We start from the raw sequence: 15,754 nt of genomic DNA, 5'->3' as shown, positions 1-15,754 counted from the left end.
CACATGCCCGGCTTTTTGTCATGCCTCGCCGAACCACTTGAAGAGAGGGCAGAAAAGTGCACATTTCCGAAGGGGTTCTATCTCCCGCCATACTGGGCCTGGGCGCGGTCCTGACCGTCGGCGGCACGGCCCTTGGCCTGCGCCGTCTCGATTATGACAGGCTCATGACCGTGGCCATCCTGGCCGCGGCCTTTTTCGTCGGCTCGCTCGTCCACATCCCCATCGGGCCCTCCAGCGCCCACCTGATCCTGAACGGCCTCCTCGGGGCCATTCTCGGCTGGGCCGCTTTTCCGGCCATCCTGGTGGCGCTCATGCTGCAATCCGTGCTCTTTCAGTACGGAGGCTTCACGGTGCTGGGCGTGAACGCCTTCAACATGGCCTTTCCGGCCGTGCTCTGCTTTTTGCTCCTGCGTCCGCTCCTGTCCCGCCCCGGACGGATACGCACGGTGGCGGCGTTTTGCTGCGGGGCCCTGTCCGTGGCCGGCGCGGGCCTGCTCACGGCCCTCTCCCTGGCCCAGACGGACGAAGGCTTCCTCCAGGCCGCACGGCTGCTCTTCCTGGCCCATGTCCCGGTCATGATCGTCGAGGGCATCGTGACCACGCTGGCCGTATCCTTTCTGTCCAGGATCCGACCCGAACTCCTGCATTTTGCATCAAATTTTGAAGGAGAAACACGTGCGTAGCCTTTTCCTGCTCCTTGTCTTCGCCTTGCTGGCTTCGGGCCCGGCCCTGGCGCACCGGGTCAACATCTTCGCCTATGTGGAGGGCGGCGAGGTCGTCGCCGAGTGCAGCTACAGCAAATCCAAACGGGTCAGGCACGGCACCATCGAAGTCCGTGACGCCGTCACCGGACGGACGCTGCTGCAGGGAACGACCGACGAGGAGGGACTCTTCCGTTTCCCCGTCCCGGACCAGGCGCGAAAAGCAGGAGCCGACCTGCGCATCCTGCTTCAGGCCGGAGAAGGGCATCAAAACGAGTGGATCGTGGAAGCAGCTGAATTCATGGACGCGCCGGTTCCCAGGGCCCCTGCGCCGGATGCGGGAAAAGCCGCTGAGCCCGCCGCTGCGGGGAGTCCGGATGACTCAGGCACAAAGACGCGGGCGCTATCGCGGGCCGACGTGGAAGAAGTGGTGAGCGCCGCCCTCGACGCCAAGCTTGCCCCCATCAAGCGCACTCTGCTCGAACAAAGCCAGGCCGGGCCGGGAATGCGGGAAATTATCGGCGGCATCGGCTGGATTTTCGGACTGGTCGGCATAGCCGCCTATTTCAAGAGCCGCCCCCGTGTTTGACGAACCTTTTGCCCGTGGCCGCTCCCTGGTGCACGATCTCGACCCCAGGATGCGCCTGGCCATGGCGGCGCTTTTCTCCGTCTGCGTGGCCCTGCTCAAGGACCCTCTCGCGGCCGGCGCGGCGCTGATTCCGGCCGTGACTGTCCTGAGCCTGAGCGCGCCGCCCCTGCACGTGCTTTGCAAACGCGTGGCCCTGGTCAACGTCTTCATTCTTTTCCTGTGGCTGACCGTGCCCCTGACCATGCCCGGCACGCCCTTGGCGACCCTTGGCCCGCTGACGGCAAGCCGTGAGGGCGCCGAGCTGGTTTTGCTCGCCACACTCAAGTCCAACGCCATCCTGCTGACCTTCCTGGCCCTGGTCACGACCATGGATTCTCCGACCATGGGGCACGCCCTGGACCGCCTCGGCGTGCCGTCCAAGCTGGTATTCCTGTTCCTTTTCACTTACCGCTACCTGCACGTCATCGCCGACGAATGGCAGCGGCTGGTCACGGCGGCCAGGTTGCGCGGGTTCACCCCCCGCACCGGCATGCACACCTACCGCACCATCGGGAACCTTCTGGCCATGGTCCTGGTCAACAGCTTCGACCGTTCGAGCCGGGTCTATCAGGCCATGGTCCTGCGCGGATTTCAGGGCCGTTTCGTCTCCGTGGTCCGCTTCAAGGCGCAACCTAAAGACGCGATCTTTGCCTTTTTGTGGATGGCGGCCACGGCCGGCATCGTGCTCATGGACTTTTTTCCGGAGATACGCCTTGTCTGAAACGCCCATTTTCGCCCTGCAGGACGTGTCCTTTGCCTATCCTTCCGGCCACGCGGTGCTGCACGACGTGAACTTCGCCTTTGAACCCGGACAGCAAATCGGGCTCTACGGGACCAACGGCAGCGGCAAGACCACTCTTTTCCACATTGTCATGGGCCTCATGGCTCCGCAACGCGGCAAGGTCCTCTTCCATGGCAGGCCGGTGCGCGGTGAAAAGGAATTTCAGGCCCTGCGCCGCGAGGTCGGCATGGTCCTGCAGAACGCCGAAGACCAGCTCTTCAACCCCACAGTGCTCGACGACGTGGCTTTTGGCCCGCTGAATCTTGGAATGTCCGTGGACGAAGCACGGGAGAGGTCTCTTGCGACCCTGAAGGAGTTGGGCCTGGACGGGTTCGAGGATCGCCTGACCCACCGCCTGTCCGGAGGAGAAAAGAAGCTGGTGTCGCTGGCCACGATCCTGTCCATGCAGCCCAAAGTTCTGCTGCTGGACGAGCCCACCAACGGCCTGGACCCGCAGACCAGGGAGCGCATCATCGAGATCCTTGCCGCCCTGCCCACGGCCCGCATCATCATTTCGCATGACTGGGACTTTCTGGCGCAAACAACCTCGCGGTTCATGACCATAAAGGACGGCCGCCTCGTAACCGACGTGCCGCACTTGCCGCACCGGCATGTGCATGCCCACCCCCTGGGCGACGAGCCGCATCATCACCACGACTAGAGCGCTCGCCATGCGGGCGCGAATGGGCATTTCCTCGGGCTACCCGGCGCAGGAGGGAAAAGCCCCGGGAACGATGGAGACTTCAGAAGAATTTCAAGGCAGGGCGGAGCCTTGCGTAAACGGCGCGCGCCTCTTCCATGCGTCCGCGCTTGCCGGCCAGCTCCATGTCCCGGGCCAGATCCCCGAGTTCCAGCAGCCCCATGTTGAAAAGAGCCCCTTTGAGCATGTGTCCCGCGTCCGCGATCTCCCGCGCGTCCCCCTCGCCGGAAAAGGCGATTTCAAGGCGGCTCAGCGTGGCGCCCACCGTCTGACAACCAATACCGTAAAGTTCATCGATGTCATCCATGCCCAACCCATAGACCCTGCATAAATGTTCCTTGACCCGCTGCTTCATGCTTTTCTCCGCGCATAGTTTGTCCGGACAAAATCCTTTAAATGTTGAATCAGCACCATGTAGAGAGCCTGGGAGCGACTGACAAGCATCTCGTCAAAACGAAGACCGAGCCCCCATCATGCCCGCCCAGAAGCGAGACGAAGAGTCCCTGGCCTGAAGTGTTTCGCGGACATCGAAACCTTTCTGCCCGCCAAAAAATCCAGGACTTGCTCCCGTCTTGTGGTTGACCCCGGCCACAAATTTTCTTTATGAAATTCCACGGTGTGAAGTTTTTCCACCCACGCACCCCCCAAGGAGAATCACATGGACCCTTCGCTGGCCAAACCCTTCATAAAAGCAACGAAAGATGTTCTCGCCGCCATGGCCGCCCTCGAAGTCGTGGCCGGCACGCCTTACGTCAAAAAAGACAAGATGGCCCGGGGCGATGTTTCCGCCGTGATCGGCATCACCGGAGACAAGCAGGGCACCTTCTCCATATCCTTTGACCGCAAGACCGCCGTGCACATCGTCAAGCAGATGCTCGGCGACGCCATCGAGGACATCCTCCAGGACGTGCAGGACGCCATGGGCGAGATCACGAACATGATCTCCGGCCAGGCCCGCGTCGGACTGGTGGACATGGGCCTCAAGCTGCAGGGCTCCACCCCTTCGGTCATCATGGGTGACAACCACACCATCGCGCACATGAGCTCGGCCCTGGCCATCGCCATCCCCTTTTCCTGTGAAGCCGGGACCTTCACCCTGGAATTCTGCTTCGAATAGGCCCATGAACGGCGCGGGCAACATCAATGAACAGGTTGCCGAGCTCCTGCTCGGGGCCAGTGCCAGGTCGCTGACGGCTCCCAAGGAATTCGACCTCATGGAGATGCCGCTGGAGGGAGTGGCCGCTTTTTGGCTGTCTGTTAAAAAAACCATGGACTCCAAGAAAAAGGGCGACGAATTCCTGCTTGAGGAGGCAAAACACACCCGCGAACCCCACGTCAGATTTCTCCTGGAACTGGCCGCCTCCTCGTTTTCGCCCGCCCGCTGCGAAGAGCTGGCTCAGGTCAGAAAGAAAAACATCCTGGGCGAGCTACACCGCAAATACGTACTCATGGCCATCGGCCTCTTGGGCATCGTGTCCAAGGAAAACCCGCAAAAGGTGATGGTCCGCTTTTTGTCCAAATTTCACATCGCGCCCATTTTCGAGAAACAGGTCTTCGAGGTCGCCCAGCTCATGCTCAGGAATCTGGACAACGCCGAGCTGAACAAGACCAAGTTTCTCAATATCGACCACAAGCTAAAAATCGAGGCGCTCATCATAAACCTCATCTTCTACTGCATGCTGGCCAGAAGAAACGGGGTGGAGCATCTCCTTGGGTTTCAGGAATACATCTCCTCCCAGTATTTCAAGGACGGCCTGATGCTCATCCATGACGGATTCGACTACGACTTCGTCAAATTCCGGCTCAATCTGGTCAAGAAAGAAATCCTCGAAGCCACGGAAACAAAGATGGACCTGTCCATGCAGATGATGTCCGCCATCAAATCCGGGACGCCCTTCAACGACCTCTACCTCATCGCCAAGGCCTTCCTGCCCTGACCTGTCCGCAAAACAGATCCAAATTGCATTATGGCGGCGTACGCTCCTCCACGACCCGGCCATGCCGGACTTATCCTCTTGCGCGCCAAAGACGTGTGCCCCGCTTCAAAGATCCATGATCATAAGTAGCAGCTCCTCTCCCCAGAGCAGCGTCAGGACCGCCCCGAGACAGAGAAACGGACCGAAGGGGACGGCCGTGCGCAGCCCCTGCCCTTCGGGACGGCGCAGGTAGACCACGGCGAGCGCAAGGGCGCACAGGGCGGATAGAAGGATCATGAGCGGCAGCAGGGACAGCCCGACCAACGCACCAAGACTGAGCATGAGCTTTATGTCGCCGGTGCCCAGGGCATCGATCCCGCGCAGACGCAGGTAGGCCTGCTGCAGGAGGAGAAATATCCCCGCGCCGAAAAGAGCGCCAAGCAGGGTTTCAAGCCAGTCGACGGGCAGAAAGAGTGGGGTGGACAAGGCCAGGACGGCCGCCGGATAGGTCAGGACGTCGGGCAGGATGAAGACCTCCAGATCGATGAAGGAAGCCACCAGAAAAATTCCCAGAAAGACCATGTAGGTCAGCCACTCGCCCGTCGGGCCGAATTTGACCGCAAAGAGCACTGCCAGGACTCCGGAGAGAAGCTCCACGGCCGGATAGCGCCAGTGGATCTTCCCCTTGCAGGAGCGGCATTTGGCTCCAAGCAGAAAGTAGGACAGGACCGGGATGTTTTCCCACCAGGACAGCACGTGACCGCAGGCCGGACAATGCGAGCCGGGGCTGATCACGGACTTGCCCACCAGATAGCGGTGCACGCAGACGTTGTAGAAGCTGCCCAGGCACAGTCCCAGAATGAGGGCCATGGTGTAAAAAAACGCGGGGTACGAAAAAAGCTCAACCATGCGAACACCTTGGAAGATAATTTAATATGGAATACTTGTAAATTCTTACGCATTTCATGGGCACGAGCTCAGCTCGTGACCCAGACCGCCCAGATCGAGGCTTCGGCGGATAGCCTGTTGACGAGGGTGATGGGCACCCCGAGCTGCTCGGCCTTCCTGTTCAGACGTCTCCAGTTGCAGCGGTCTATTTCATCAAGCAGGGCTAGCCAGACCGCGTTGGCGTCGTCCGGATCGGTCAGCGCCCGCTTGATGGCGGGGTCCAGGGGGATCTCCTCCAGCACCAGGTCCATGGACTGGTCCAGAATGGCGTCGAGCAGGGAAAAAAAGCCCAGAAGAAACATGCCGTCCCGGTCGAACACCGTAGGACGGCTCATTGCCAAAAGATGCAGAAAGCGGGCCCGCTGCACGGAAATGCGGACCAGCTCTTGAGCCTTGTCCTCGGTGCCGACATCGGACAGGACGACCACCTGAAGCCACTGCCGCAGGTTCCGGGAACCGAGCATGGAAGCCGCGCGCGGGATGGAGGTGATCTTGACCTGCAGGCCGAAGAATGCGGAATTTATGTATCTGAGCAATCTGTAGGAAATGGACAGATCCGTCTGGATGATTTCCACCAGCCGGGAAGAATCCACGTCCGGGGCGCTCAATTCCTTTAACAGCTTGACCTTGTTGATTTGCGAGGCGGAAAGTTTTCGACCGGGTATAAGCTCGGGACGATTGAAGAAAAAGCCTTGAAAATACGTAAAGCCCAGCTTCCTGCACACCTTGAAGACGTCGTGGTTCTCCACTTTCTCGGCCAACAGCAGCGCATCGAATTTTTTGACCCCCGTGGCGATGGCCTCGACCTGCGCCGGAGTCTTGCCGAGGACGTCGACCTTGATGATATCGACGATCTCGCACAGGGGTTCAAGGCCCGGGCCCCCTTCGAAATCGTCCAGGGCCAGCATGTAGCCGCGCCTCTTGAGCTCCCGGCAGGCGCTGATGACTTCGGCTTCCGGCAGGACGGTTTCAAGGATCTCCACCACGCACTGGTCGGCAGGCAGGACATAGGGAGCCTCGCCGAGGAGCACGCTGCGGGGAAAATTGACCAGCGCCCTGGCTCCCTGACGCAACCCCTGCACCGCGAGATTGTAGCCGTCGGCTATGATCTGTGTCGTGGCCTGATCCCCATCGGCGAACACGGCCTCCTGGATGTTTTCGCCGTGCCGGAAAAGAAGCTCGTAGCCCCATATCTGCATCCGTGCCGTGAATATGGGCTGCCGGGCGACAAAAAACTTGTCGTAAAGCTGTTCCGGATACGTCTCTTCCATCACCGGGTCCTCTTTGAAAGGCGCATGGTGCGCCCCCTGCCGCTTCACAGACCTTGAACAGTGAAAGGCTCCCAAAAATCAAACCGCAAGTATCCAAAGCCCTCCCTAGGACGCACCTCCCATGACTTCATCGGTCCACATCGCGGCCTCGATGGCGGCGTTGTCGACCAGCTCCATGGGAATGCCCATCTGTCCCGCCTTGTCCTCAAGTCCGGCCCAACTGCCGCGATCAAGCTCGTTCAAGAGCTCGATCCAGACGGAGTGCTCGCTTTGAGGATCAACCAGGGTGGTCTTGATGTCCGGGTCAAGGGAAATCTCGTCGAGAACCTGCTCCATTTGCTGATCGAGGATGGCGTCGAGCACGGAAAAAAAGCCCATCACGAACATGCTGTCCGGGGAAAACGGCGCGGCGCCGGATGTCGCCAGAAGCTGGAGGAAGCGACCACGCAGCACGGATATGCGGACCAGTTCCTGGCCCTTGTCCGTGGAATTGACATCGGACAAAATGATCACCTGCAGCCATTGACGCAGATTCTGACGACCGAGCATGTTCACGGCGCGCTGGATGGATTCGATCTTGCCGCGCAGGCTGAAGCGGGCGGAATTGATGTATTTGAGCAGGCGATAGGAAATGGACAGGTCCGTCTGAATGATTTCCACCAATCGGGCCAGCTCCGCCTCGGATTCGTTGAGTTCCTTAAGGAGCTTGATCTTGGTACTCTGGCTGGCGGAGAGCTTGCGCCCGGGGACGATCTCGGGCTTGCTGAAAAAATATCCCTGAAAATAATCGAAGCCGAGGCGCTTGCAGACGTTGAACATGTTGATGTTCTCGACCTTCTCGGCCAGGAGCCGGGCCTTGTATCCTTTCAGGCCGTTGACGATGGACATGACCTCGGTCGGCGTCTTGCCCAGAATATCGACCTTTATGATGTCCGCTATCTCGCACAACGGCTCAAAACCCGGATCTCCCACGAAATCATCCAGGGCCAGGGTGTAGCCGTTTGCCTTCAGCTCCCGGCACGCCTCCATGACATCATCCTCGGGCAGCACCGTCTCCAGGATCTCCACCACGCAACGCTCGGATGGAAGTACGTATGGCGCTTGGCCAAGAAGGACATTGCGCGGAAAATTGATCAGCGCCTTGACCTTGCTCCCCATGCCCCGGACTCCCAGAGCGAAGCCGTCGGCGATGACCTGTGTCGTGGCCTGGTCGCCGTCCGTGAACACGGCGGACGGGGTTTCTCCATGCCGAAAAAGGAGCTCGTAGCCCCAAATCTTCATTTCTGCAGTGAAAATGGGCTGCCTGGCGACAAAGATCTTGTCGTAAAACTGTTCAGGCATTTGCTCTGTCATTAAACGCCTCTAAGGCATGAGTGGCGCAAAAGGAAGACCGGCACCCTCTTCCAGGCCCAGCATGAGGTTGGCATTGGCAACGGCCTGACCCGAAGCGCCGCGGCAAAGGTTGTCTATGGCCGAAACCACGATGAGTCTGTCCGTGCGCGGGTCCGTGACCAGCCCGAGATCGCAGAAATTGGTGCCGCGCACCCATCTGGTTTCCGGCAGGGTGCCCTGGGGCAGAAGGCGCACCCACCGTTTGCCCGCATAAAACTCCTGGTAGCAGGCCCGGATTTGTTCCAGATCCGCACCGGGGGAAAGTTTGGCGTAGGCGGTGGTCAGGATGCCGCGATTGATGGGCAGCAGGTGCGTGTTGAAGGAGAGGCGTATTTCCCGCCCGACGGCCACGCCCAGCTCCTGCTCGATTTCGGGGGTGTGACGGTGTTTGGTCAGGTTGTAGGCCCGAAACGTGTCCGAGACCTCGCAGAAGAGAGTGCCGACCCCGGCCTTGCGTCCGGCCCCGGTGGTTCCGGACTTGGAATCGACGACCAGATCCTCGGGCGAGATGAGTCCCGCGGCCAGCGCCGGATACAGGGCCAGGATGGCGGATGTCGGATAACAGCCGGGATTGGCCACCAACCCGGCCCCGGCGATGCGTTCGGCGTAGAGTTCGGGCAGTCCGTAAACGGCCTCGGCCAGCAGGGCGGACTGCGTGTGCGGGACCTGATACCAGCTCTCGTAGACCGCGTGGTCGCGCAGACGAAAATCCGCGCTCAAGTCAACGACCCTGGTGCCGAGCCCGCGCAGCTCGGCGGCCATCTCCATGGCCGTGCAGTGAGGGACGGCCAGGAAGACGAGGTCGCACTCAGCGGCCAGCACCGTGCAGTCCGGAGCTGTTATCTCAAGATCGCCAAGCTTTGTACCCTGCAGGAAGGGATAAATCTTTTGCAGGGGCTGCCCGGCCTCCTTGCGCGACGTGACCTTGGTCAGGCGCAGGCCGGGATGGCCAAGCAGGATGCGGGTCAACTCCATTCCCGTGTAGCCGGTAACCCCGACCAGACCGACGCGCTTCATCATCCTCGATCCCCCTATTTCGCCTTCTGCACGTATTTCATGCGCAGTTCAAAAAGCATGTCCCGAAGCAGCCGGGCTTCCTGATCCGTCAGATTGCCCCTGGTCTTGCTTTCGAGCATGCACAGGATGTCGATGGTCTGCTTGGCGGCCAGCACGTTTTCCATAACCTGACCGGTCTCGGGCTCGGGTACCTCGCCCAGATAGACCAGGGCGGAAGAGCTCATGGACAGGACAAAGGTCCCAAAATCCAGCTGAGGCATTTCCGGACAGGAACAGGACAATTCCTCATATTCTTCGGCCAATTTCTTCTCTTCGCTCATATTCACTCCTTACGCCCGAATTTCGGGGCAACCGTCGCGCAGCGCTTCTTCATAGGCATTCACGGCATCTTCCAGATACGTCCTGGCGGCGCAATATCCACCGGCCGCATGCAAGCCCACGCGCAGGGCGTGAAGTCCCGCCAGGACGTCGCTCCAATCCACATGGCCCATGTGGCCGAGCCTGACCAGGCTCTTCTTGAGTTCGCCCTGGCCCCCGGCCATGATCACTCCGCAGCGTTCCGCCGCCACCTTGAGCACTTCGCTTCCATCGACGCCCACCGGCAGCTTGATGGAGGTCAGACCCCAAGTGAAATGTGTCTTGGCCAGAAGTTCAAGGCCCATGCTCACCGCTCCGGCCCGGGCCATGGAGGTCAGGGCCCATTGCTTGGCGTACACAGCCTCAAGGGTCTGTTCCCTGAACAGATCGAGACTCACGGCCAGCCCTTGCAGCAGGTTGACCGGGGACGTGAAGAGGGTCTGGTGGCCCAGACTCTTGTCCCGCTCGGCCAGCAGGTTGAAATAGAAATTGGAGGAACCGACCGCGCGCACCCTGTCCCAGGCGCGCTCGCTTAGGGCGAGCAAGGCCAGGCCGGGCGGAAGCATGAGGCCCTTCTGGGACCCGGTCAGCAGGCAGTCGATGCTCCAGGCGTCCATGGGGCAAGGCGAAATTCCGACAGCCGAGATGCCGTCGACGACAAGAAGCACGTCTTTGTCCCTAGTCACCACTCCAAGCTCGTGCACGGGATGCAGCACCCCGGTGGAGGTCTCCGAGGCCTGGACCAGCACGCCGCGAAGCGAGGGGTCCGCCTCCAAGGCCGCTCGCACATCCCCGGCGGCAACGGCGTCGCCGTTTTCAAGGACCAGGGAGGTGACCACAAGGCCATGAGCCTGGGCGATCTCGCGCCAGCGCTCTCCGAACTTCCCGCCCTCGACAACGAGCACCTTTTCGCCGGGCGCGAAGAGGTTGGTCACGGCCGCGTGCATGGCTCCCGTGCCGGAACAGGACAGAGGCAGGACCTGCTGCGTGGTGCCGAAGAGATACTTGAGGCCGGGCTGAATGCGCTCCATGACCTGCACGAAATCGCGCTTGCGGTGATGGACCATGTCCTTGGCCAGGGCCAGGCGAACCTCCTCCGGCAAGGGAGTGGGGCCGGGTGTCAGCAATCTTGATTTATTGAGCATATCGTATCCGCAAAAGATGTTTGCAAATGTTTATTGATGAGCCGCGCTCCAGTCCTCGCCAACGCCCCAATCAACCACGAGGGGCACGGAGAGGCTGTACACGCAGGACATGATCCCGGCGACGGCCTGGCCTACTTCCCGGGCCTTTGCCGCCGGGGCTTCGAGCAGAAGTTCGTCGTGAATCTGCAGGATCAGGCTCGCGTCTAATTCGCCAATAACCGGGCTCTTGTCCACTTCGAGCATGGCCTTTTTGATGATATCCGCCGCCGAGCCCTGGACCACGGTGTTGATGGCCATGCGCCGGGCCTGCTGCGCCATGTTCACGTTGCGGGAATTGATCCCGGGCAGCATGCGCCTTCTCCCGGCCAGGGTGGTGACATAGCCCAGAGACTTGGCTCCGGCCTCGATCTCCTCGTAGAACTCCCGCACGCGGGACAGTTTGCTGAAGTAGACCGCGATGAACTCCTTGGCCTCCTTCAGGCTGATGCCAAGCTCCCGCCCCAGCTTCTGCGGACCCATGCCGTAGAGCAGGCCGAAATTGATGGTCTTGGCCTTGCGCCGCTCGTCGGCACTGACCTCGGCCTTGTCGAAGAGAATCCCGGCCGTGCGGGCGTGGATGTCGTGACCGGCGGCAAAGGCGTCCGTGAGGGTCGGATCCCCGGACATGTGCGCCAGCACCCTGAGCTCGACCTGCGAATAGTCCGCGGCCACAAGCCGGTTACCCGGCGCGGCCACGAAACAGGAGCGCATGCGCGGGCCGAGCACTCCCCTGATGGGTATGTTCTGCAGGTTGGGATTGCTGCTCGAAAGGCGGCCGGTGGCCGTGGCCAGCTGGTTGAAGGTGGTGTGGATGCGCCCGTTCTTGTCGGCCAGCCGGGGCATGGGCTCAAGATATGTGGAGCGCAGCTTCTCGTACATCCTGAATTCAAGCACGTCGGCGACGATGGGATGCTCTCCGGCCAACCCTTCAAGCACGCTGCTGGACGTGGATTGAGCCCCGCCCGGAGTCTTCTGCTTGCTGGCCAGGCCCAGCCTTGAAAAAAGCACCTCGCCCAATTGCTGGCTGGAGCGGATGTTGAATTCTTCTCCGGCCTGCCCATGAATTTTCTGCGTCAGCCGATCCAGCTCGGTCTGGACCATGGAGAGAAAATCCTGAAACCTGGCCTCGTCGATGCGGATGCCGCGTTTCTGCATGCGCACCAGCACCTCGGTCAGAGGCAGCTCAAGGTCCTGCATGAGTCCGAGCAGCTCCGAACCGGCAAGCCGCGCACGCAGCAGGCGGCCTACGGCAAGCACTGCCTGTCCGTGATTTTCACGGTGCACGTCGATCTCGTCACCCAGGCCGTCGCGAATCCGCTCCAGGGTGTAATTGCGCTCTTCAGGGCTCAAAAGATATGCGGCAAGCTCTATGTCGAAGACTTCGGCGCAGGCCGAGAGATCAAGACGGCCCTGTTCGAGCACGCCCTTGTAGGAAGTCACGAACACATGCGCCCCGGTCAGCGCACGGCACAGATCCGAGGCCGCGCCCATGTACAGGAGCTCTTCGGCGTCCGTGCCCAGAATCCATTTTTCGCCCTCGGCGTAAAGGCCCACGTCCTTGCCGGCCATGGCCTCAAGACTTGGAACCAGACGCGGTTCAACCCGCGCCGGGCCGGGATTTTCATCACCGTCCGGGACCGGATCGGTCTTGACGGCCGCTTCCGGCTGGGTACCGGCCGTATTGGCGCGCCCGTTCTTGCGGGCCAGGGCCTGAAATTCCGACAACAGGGAGCGGAACTCATATTCCTTGAAAAAATCCAGCGCCCCGCCGTCAACCTCGCCCACGGCCAGATCGTCAAGGCCGTACTCCATGCACATGTCCGTGCGCAGGGTGGTCAGCTCCCGATACACGAAGACCTGCTCCATGTGCGGGGCGAGCAGGGTCTGCTCCTTGGCCGTGAGCCGGTCGAAATTTTTCTTGAGCTCATCAAGGCTCGGAAAGCGCCGCAGAAAGCCCATGGCCGTCTTCGGGCCCACTTTCGGGATGCCGGGGATGTTGTCCGCCGCGTCACCGGTCATGGCCTGAAAATCCGCCCACTGGTCCGGCTTGAGGCCCGTCTCCTCCACAAAGCCTTCGCGGGTGATGAGCTTCTCCTTACCCTGGGCGGGGTCCCACATGACCACGTTCTCATCCAGGCACTGCCGCAGATCCTTGTCCGCGCCGACAATGACCACGCTGCGGTCTTCCTTGAAACGGGCGGCCAGGGAGGCGATGCAATCGTCGGCCTCTCCGCCTTCGGCTTCAAGCACGCGAATGCCCAAAAGCCTGAGTCCGGCCTTCAAGGGTTCGAGCTGCGCGGCAAGCCCTTCGGGCATGCGGGGCCGATTGGCCTTGTAGGAGGGCAGAAGCTCGTGCCGGAAGGTGGGGGCACGGCCGTCGGTGACGAAAACGAGGTGGGACGGGTTCTCTTCGCGCAGGAGTTTCAAGACCAGCTTGAAGACGATATACATGGCGCTGGTCGGAAACCCGTCGGAGCGCTTGAAATCGGGATAGGCGTAAAAACCGCGATAGATGAAGGCGTGGCCGTCGATCAAAAAAAGCGGCTCGGTTTTGAGTCCGAGCCTTGTTTGCAAACTCATGCGCCCTCCGGTTTGGTGGAAGCGGGGCCGGTTACGAGGCCCCGTTCGGTGCTGTCTCCAGCTCTTTCTTCTTTTTCTTCACATCCGCTCCGCCATGCAGGCGCTCCCACACAAACTGGCTGGCATGCTGACAGCCCAGCTTCTCCATGGGAATCTCGGCCCGGGCCATGGACTTGTGTCCTCCGGCCGAACCCACGTCGCCGAAAAGGCGCTTGGCGAACTTGCCCATGTCACGGCGCAGGCCGTCACCGCGAAACACGACAACGAGCTTGTCCTCGCTGATGCCGCTGATCATGGTCGTGGACAGCCCGTGCACGCGCAGGAAAAAATCGGCCAGGACGACCAGGATGTCGGAAGAATCGACCTTGCCCATGAAAATGGTGATGGTCTTGCCGGTGACGCGCATCTTGCGGAAAGCCTGGGTGAAGTACTTGAGCCACTCCAGGCGGAATTCCGAGCGGATGATCTTGTGCAGCAGGGGTTTATTGTAGAATTTCGAGAGATAGCGAAAAGCCTTCATGTCGTTGTCATGAAACTCGCGCTCGAAACTCTGGGTGTCGGTCTTGATCCCGTACAAAAGGGCGGTGGCCAGCAGCTTCCCCGGGCGCAGGCCCAGATTGTAGAGATACTCGGTCATGATGGTCGCGTTGGAACCGTACTCGGAAACGATCTCGACGAAATCGGCTTCCACGGGTGTCCCCGCGACCTTGGGATGATGGTCGATGACCACGGAAAAATGGATGTTCGCGAAATCCGGGTGGTGGTGCGGCTGGGAATCGACCAGCGCAAAGCGGTCGTACTGGGCCAGAAGAAGCGGATTGAGCTTTTTGGTCGCGATGCGCAAAAGACGGATCATGGCCAGGTTGTCGGGCCTGGTGATCTCGTTGACATGGGCGATGGCGACCTGCTCCACGCGACCGGCGAGGATGCGCTTCAATGCCATGGCCGAAGCCAGGGCGTCAGGATCGGCATTGATGAGGATCAGCCAGCGCTCATTTTTATTCAGCAATTCTTGAAGCTTGGCTAGCTTCGGATCCAGCTTTCGAAAATAGGCCATGACCTTCTCACTTGAGTTTTTGGGCCAACCCGGCAACGACCAGATACACACTTGTACTGACACTGGCAATTTCACGGTTGAGTTGGCCCAGATCACGGGCAAATGCCCGTATTTCGCCATCGAATGCAAGAGGCCCAAGCCCCATTTCAGTCGAGACTAAAATCAGATTTCCGCCTTCGTGGAACTGAAGGCGGGCAAAAAAATCATCTCTCTTGCGCCTGGCGTCTTCCCGGCTTTGGCCCGCCAGCGAAAACATCCAGAAATCAAGACTGTCCACCAGGACACTGCCGCCAAGGGGGGCCAGGGCTCCAAGCGCGCCTGCCAGGTCGGTGTCCACTTCCTGTACCGCTATTTCCGCATCCCGGCTCAGACGATGGGTAATGATCTGCCGCCGAAAGGCAAGGTCCCGGGATTTCCCCGTGGCCACAAGCGTCCAGGGGCGCGGCCCCCGGCACAACAGCTCAAGTCCGAAATCGGATTTGCCGGACTTGTTCCCGCCAAGGATCAGATCAATCATGATGCATGCCCCACCCAAGCAGCCAGGACTGAAGCAAATTCAGGGAACGCCCGAGCTCTTCAAGGGAAAAGATTTCAACCACCAGCGTTTCATCCCCCTTCAGGCGTAACAGGATATCGCGCAACAGGTTCGGATCGGGCAACTGCCCAAGGCCCGCATGTCCGCGCTCCGATTCTCCGCCGTAAATGTGGAGAATGCGCACGCGCTCGAAAAATCCTGGCAGGTCCATCACTCTTTCCTGCCCGTAACTGACCATGTGCCCCACATCCAGACAGACTCCAAGCCCAAGGGCGCCTATCTCGTCCCAGAGCTCGCAAAGATCCCTCTCGCGCGTGTTTTCCAGCCAGAGCCTGGAAGACAGGCCGGGCCTGTGCCGCAGCAGTCCGGAAAGGTCCCCGGGCTCAGGAGGATGGAGCACATAACCGCGTGGGCGCAGAAAGGCAATTTTTTGCTCAAGGGCGAAAATGACGTCGCCGACGGCGGCCGGACCGTCCTTCCAGGGCAGGTCGAGGGGCAGATGGGCATGATAGCCAAGGCCAAGCCCTGGCAGATCCACGGGCAGATCAAGCTCATCGTACTCCAGGCAACCGCGAGTCTCAAGAAGCATGAGCGCGACCTCCCCCACCATGGAAGAAAGTGCCCGGCAATTGGGCCCGACCCGGTCGGGAATGACGCAGGATGGGGCAGCCAGTCGAAAGCGCATGG

The 15,754-nt window shown here is 60.5% G+C and carries 17 protein-coding genes; 6 read left to right on the top strand and 11 right to left on the bottom strand.

The genetic code is table 11. The annotated features are described in order from the left end of the window. Positions 1–56 precede the first annotated feature (56 nt). Genes cbiM through BMZ24_RS04905 form a run of 4 tightly spaced genes read left to right on the top strand, consistent with a single transcriptional unit; the run spans position 57 to position 2,771 of the window. Positions 57–683, top strand: a complete 627-nt coding sequence (gene cbiM / locus BMZ24_RS04920; protein ID WP_092189894.1) for a cobalt transporter CbiM — start codon at positions 57–59, stop codon at positions 681–683. Beyond that, positions 676–1,290 carry a cobalamin biosynthesis protein CbiL gene (locus tag BMZ24_RS04915; protein ID WP_092189892.1) on the top strand — a complete coding sequence of 205 codons (615 nt, stop codon included), beginning with the start codon at positions 676–678 and terminating at the stop codon, positions 1,288–1,290. Before cbiM ends, BMZ24_RS04915 begins: the two co-directional genes overlap by 8 nt. Beyond that, the gene (cbiQ, locus tag BMZ24_RS04910) at positions 1,283–2,050 is read left to right on the top strand and encodes a cobalt ECF transporter T component CbiQ (protein WP_092189890.1); all 768 of its coding nucleotides are present in this window, start codon (positions 1,283–1,285) and stop codon (positions 2,048–2,050) included. The genes BMZ24_RS04915 and cbiQ overlap by 8 nt, the downstream gene beginning before the upstream one ends. Next, entirely contained in the window at positions 2,043–2,771 is a 729-nt protein-coding gene (locus BMZ24_RS04905; protein ID WP_092189888.1) for an energy-coupling factor ABC transporter ATP-binding protein, read from the top strand. The genes cbiQ and BMZ24_RS04905 overlap by 8 nt, the downstream gene beginning before the upstream one ends. A gap of 82 nt (positions 2,772–2,853) precedes the next feature. Here BMZ24_RS04905 and BMZ24_RS04900 read toward each other — a convergent pair whose 3' ends face one another. Further along, complete coding sequence (locus BMZ24_RS04900) at positions 2,854–3,165, bottom strand: Hpt domain-containing protein (RefSeq protein WP_092189886.1); 312 nt, start codon at positions 3,163–3,165, stop codon at positions 2,854–2,856. A gap of 303 nt (positions 3,166–3,468) precedes the next feature. On the opposite strand from BMZ24_RS04900, the gene BMZ24_RS04895 reads away from it, so the two are divergent. After that, positions 3,469–3,927, top strand: a complete 459-nt coding sequence (locus BMZ24_RS04895) for a chemotaxis protein CheX (RefSeq protein WP_092189884.1) — start codon at positions 3,469–3,471, stop codon at positions 3,925–3,927. Positions 3,928–3,931: 4 nt separating this feature from the next. Next, complete coding sequence (locus tag BMZ24_RS04890) at positions 3,932–4,747, top strand: MotA/TolQ/ExbB proton channel family protein (protein ID WP_092189882.1); 816 nt, start codon at positions 3,932–3,934, stop codon at positions 4,745–4,747. A 105-nt stretch (positions 4,748–4,852) separates the two neighbouring features. On the opposite strand, the gene BMZ24_RS04885 is transcribed toward BMZ24_RS04890, so the two are convergent. From BMZ24_RS04885 to cbiR, 10 genes are all read right to left on the bottom strand, one after another. Further along, complete coding sequence (locus tag BMZ24_RS04885; RefSeq protein ID WP_092189880.1) at positions 4,853–5,635, bottom strand: prepilin peptidase; 783 nt, start codon at positions 5,633–5,635, stop codon at positions 4,853–4,855. Between the two features lie 68 nt (positions 5,636–5,703). Beyond that, entirely contained in the window at positions 5,704–6,945 is a 1,242-nt protein-coding gene (locus BMZ24_RS04880) for an EAL and HDOD domain-containing protein (protein WP_092189878.1), read from the bottom strand. Between the two features lie 105 nt (positions 6,946–7,050). Continuing rightward, positions 7,051–8,298 carry an EAL and HDOD domain-containing protein gene (locus BMZ24_RS04875; RefSeq protein ID WP_092189876.1) on the bottom strand — a complete coding sequence of 416 codons (1,248 nt, stop codon included), beginning with the start codon at positions 8,296–8,298 and terminating at the stop codon, positions 7,051–7,053. A gap of 9 nt (positions 8,299–8,307) precedes the next feature. Next, complete coding sequence (argC, locus tag BMZ24_RS04870; protein WP_092189874.1) at positions 8,308–9,357, bottom strand: N-acetyl-gamma-glutamyl-phosphate reductase; 1,050 nt, start codon at positions 9,355–9,357, stop codon at positions 8,308–8,310. An 11-nt stretch (positions 9,358–9,368) separates the two neighbouring features. Further along, complete coding sequence (locus BMZ24_RS04865) at positions 9,369–9,674, bottom strand: DUF1844 domain-containing protein (protein ID WP_092189872.1); 306 nt, start codon at positions 9,672–9,674, stop codon at positions 9,369–9,371. Between the two features lie 9 nt (positions 9,675–9,683). Next, positions 9,684–10,856, bottom strand: a complete 1,173-nt coding sequence (locus BMZ24_RS04860; protein ID WP_092189870.1) for a pyridoxal-phosphate-dependent aminotransferase family protein — start codon at positions 10,854–10,856, stop codon at positions 9,684–9,686. Positions 10,857–10,886: 30 nt separating this feature from the next. After that, the gene (polA, locus tag BMZ24_RS04855) at positions 10,887–13,475 is read right to left on the bottom strand and encodes a DNA polymerase I (RefSeq protein WP_092189868.1); all 2,589 of its coding nucleotides are present in this window, start codon (positions 13,473–13,475) and stop codon (positions 10,887–10,889) included. Positions 13,476–13,506: 31 nt separating this feature from the next. After that, positions 13,507–14,532 carry a DHH family phosphoesterase gene (locus tag BMZ24_RS04850; RefSeq protein WP_092189866.1) on the bottom strand — a complete coding sequence of 342 codons (1,026 nt, stop codon included), beginning with the start codon at positions 14,530–14,532 and terminating at the stop codon, positions 13,507–13,509. 7 nt (positions 14,533–14,539) lie between these two features. Then, entirely contained in the window at positions 14,540–15,049 is a 510-nt protein-coding gene (locus BMZ24_RS04845; RefSeq protein WP_092189864.1) for a bifunctional adenosylcobinamide kinase/adenosylcobinamide-phosphate guanylyltransferase, read from the bottom strand. After that, positions 15,042–15,752: a cobamide remodeling phosphodiesterase CbiR gene (gene cbiR / locus BMZ24_RS04840; RefSeq protein ID WP_279625512.1), complete on the bottom strand. Its 711-nt coding sequence runs from the start codon at positions 15,750–15,752 to the stop codon at positions 15,042–15,044. Before cbiR ends, BMZ24_RS04845 begins: the two co-directional genes overlap by 8 nt. Positions 15,753–15,754: the final 2 nt, after the last annotated feature.

It is taken from the genome of Desulfomicrobium norvegicum (assembly GCF_900114595.1).
Lineage (GTDB): Bacteria > Desulfobacterota > Desulfovibrionia > Desulfovibrionales > Desulfomicrobiaceae > Desulfomicrobium > Desulfomicrobium macestii.
Note: the sequence above shows the minus strand (reverse complement) of the source record. Positions and strands in the feature narration are given on the sequence as shown.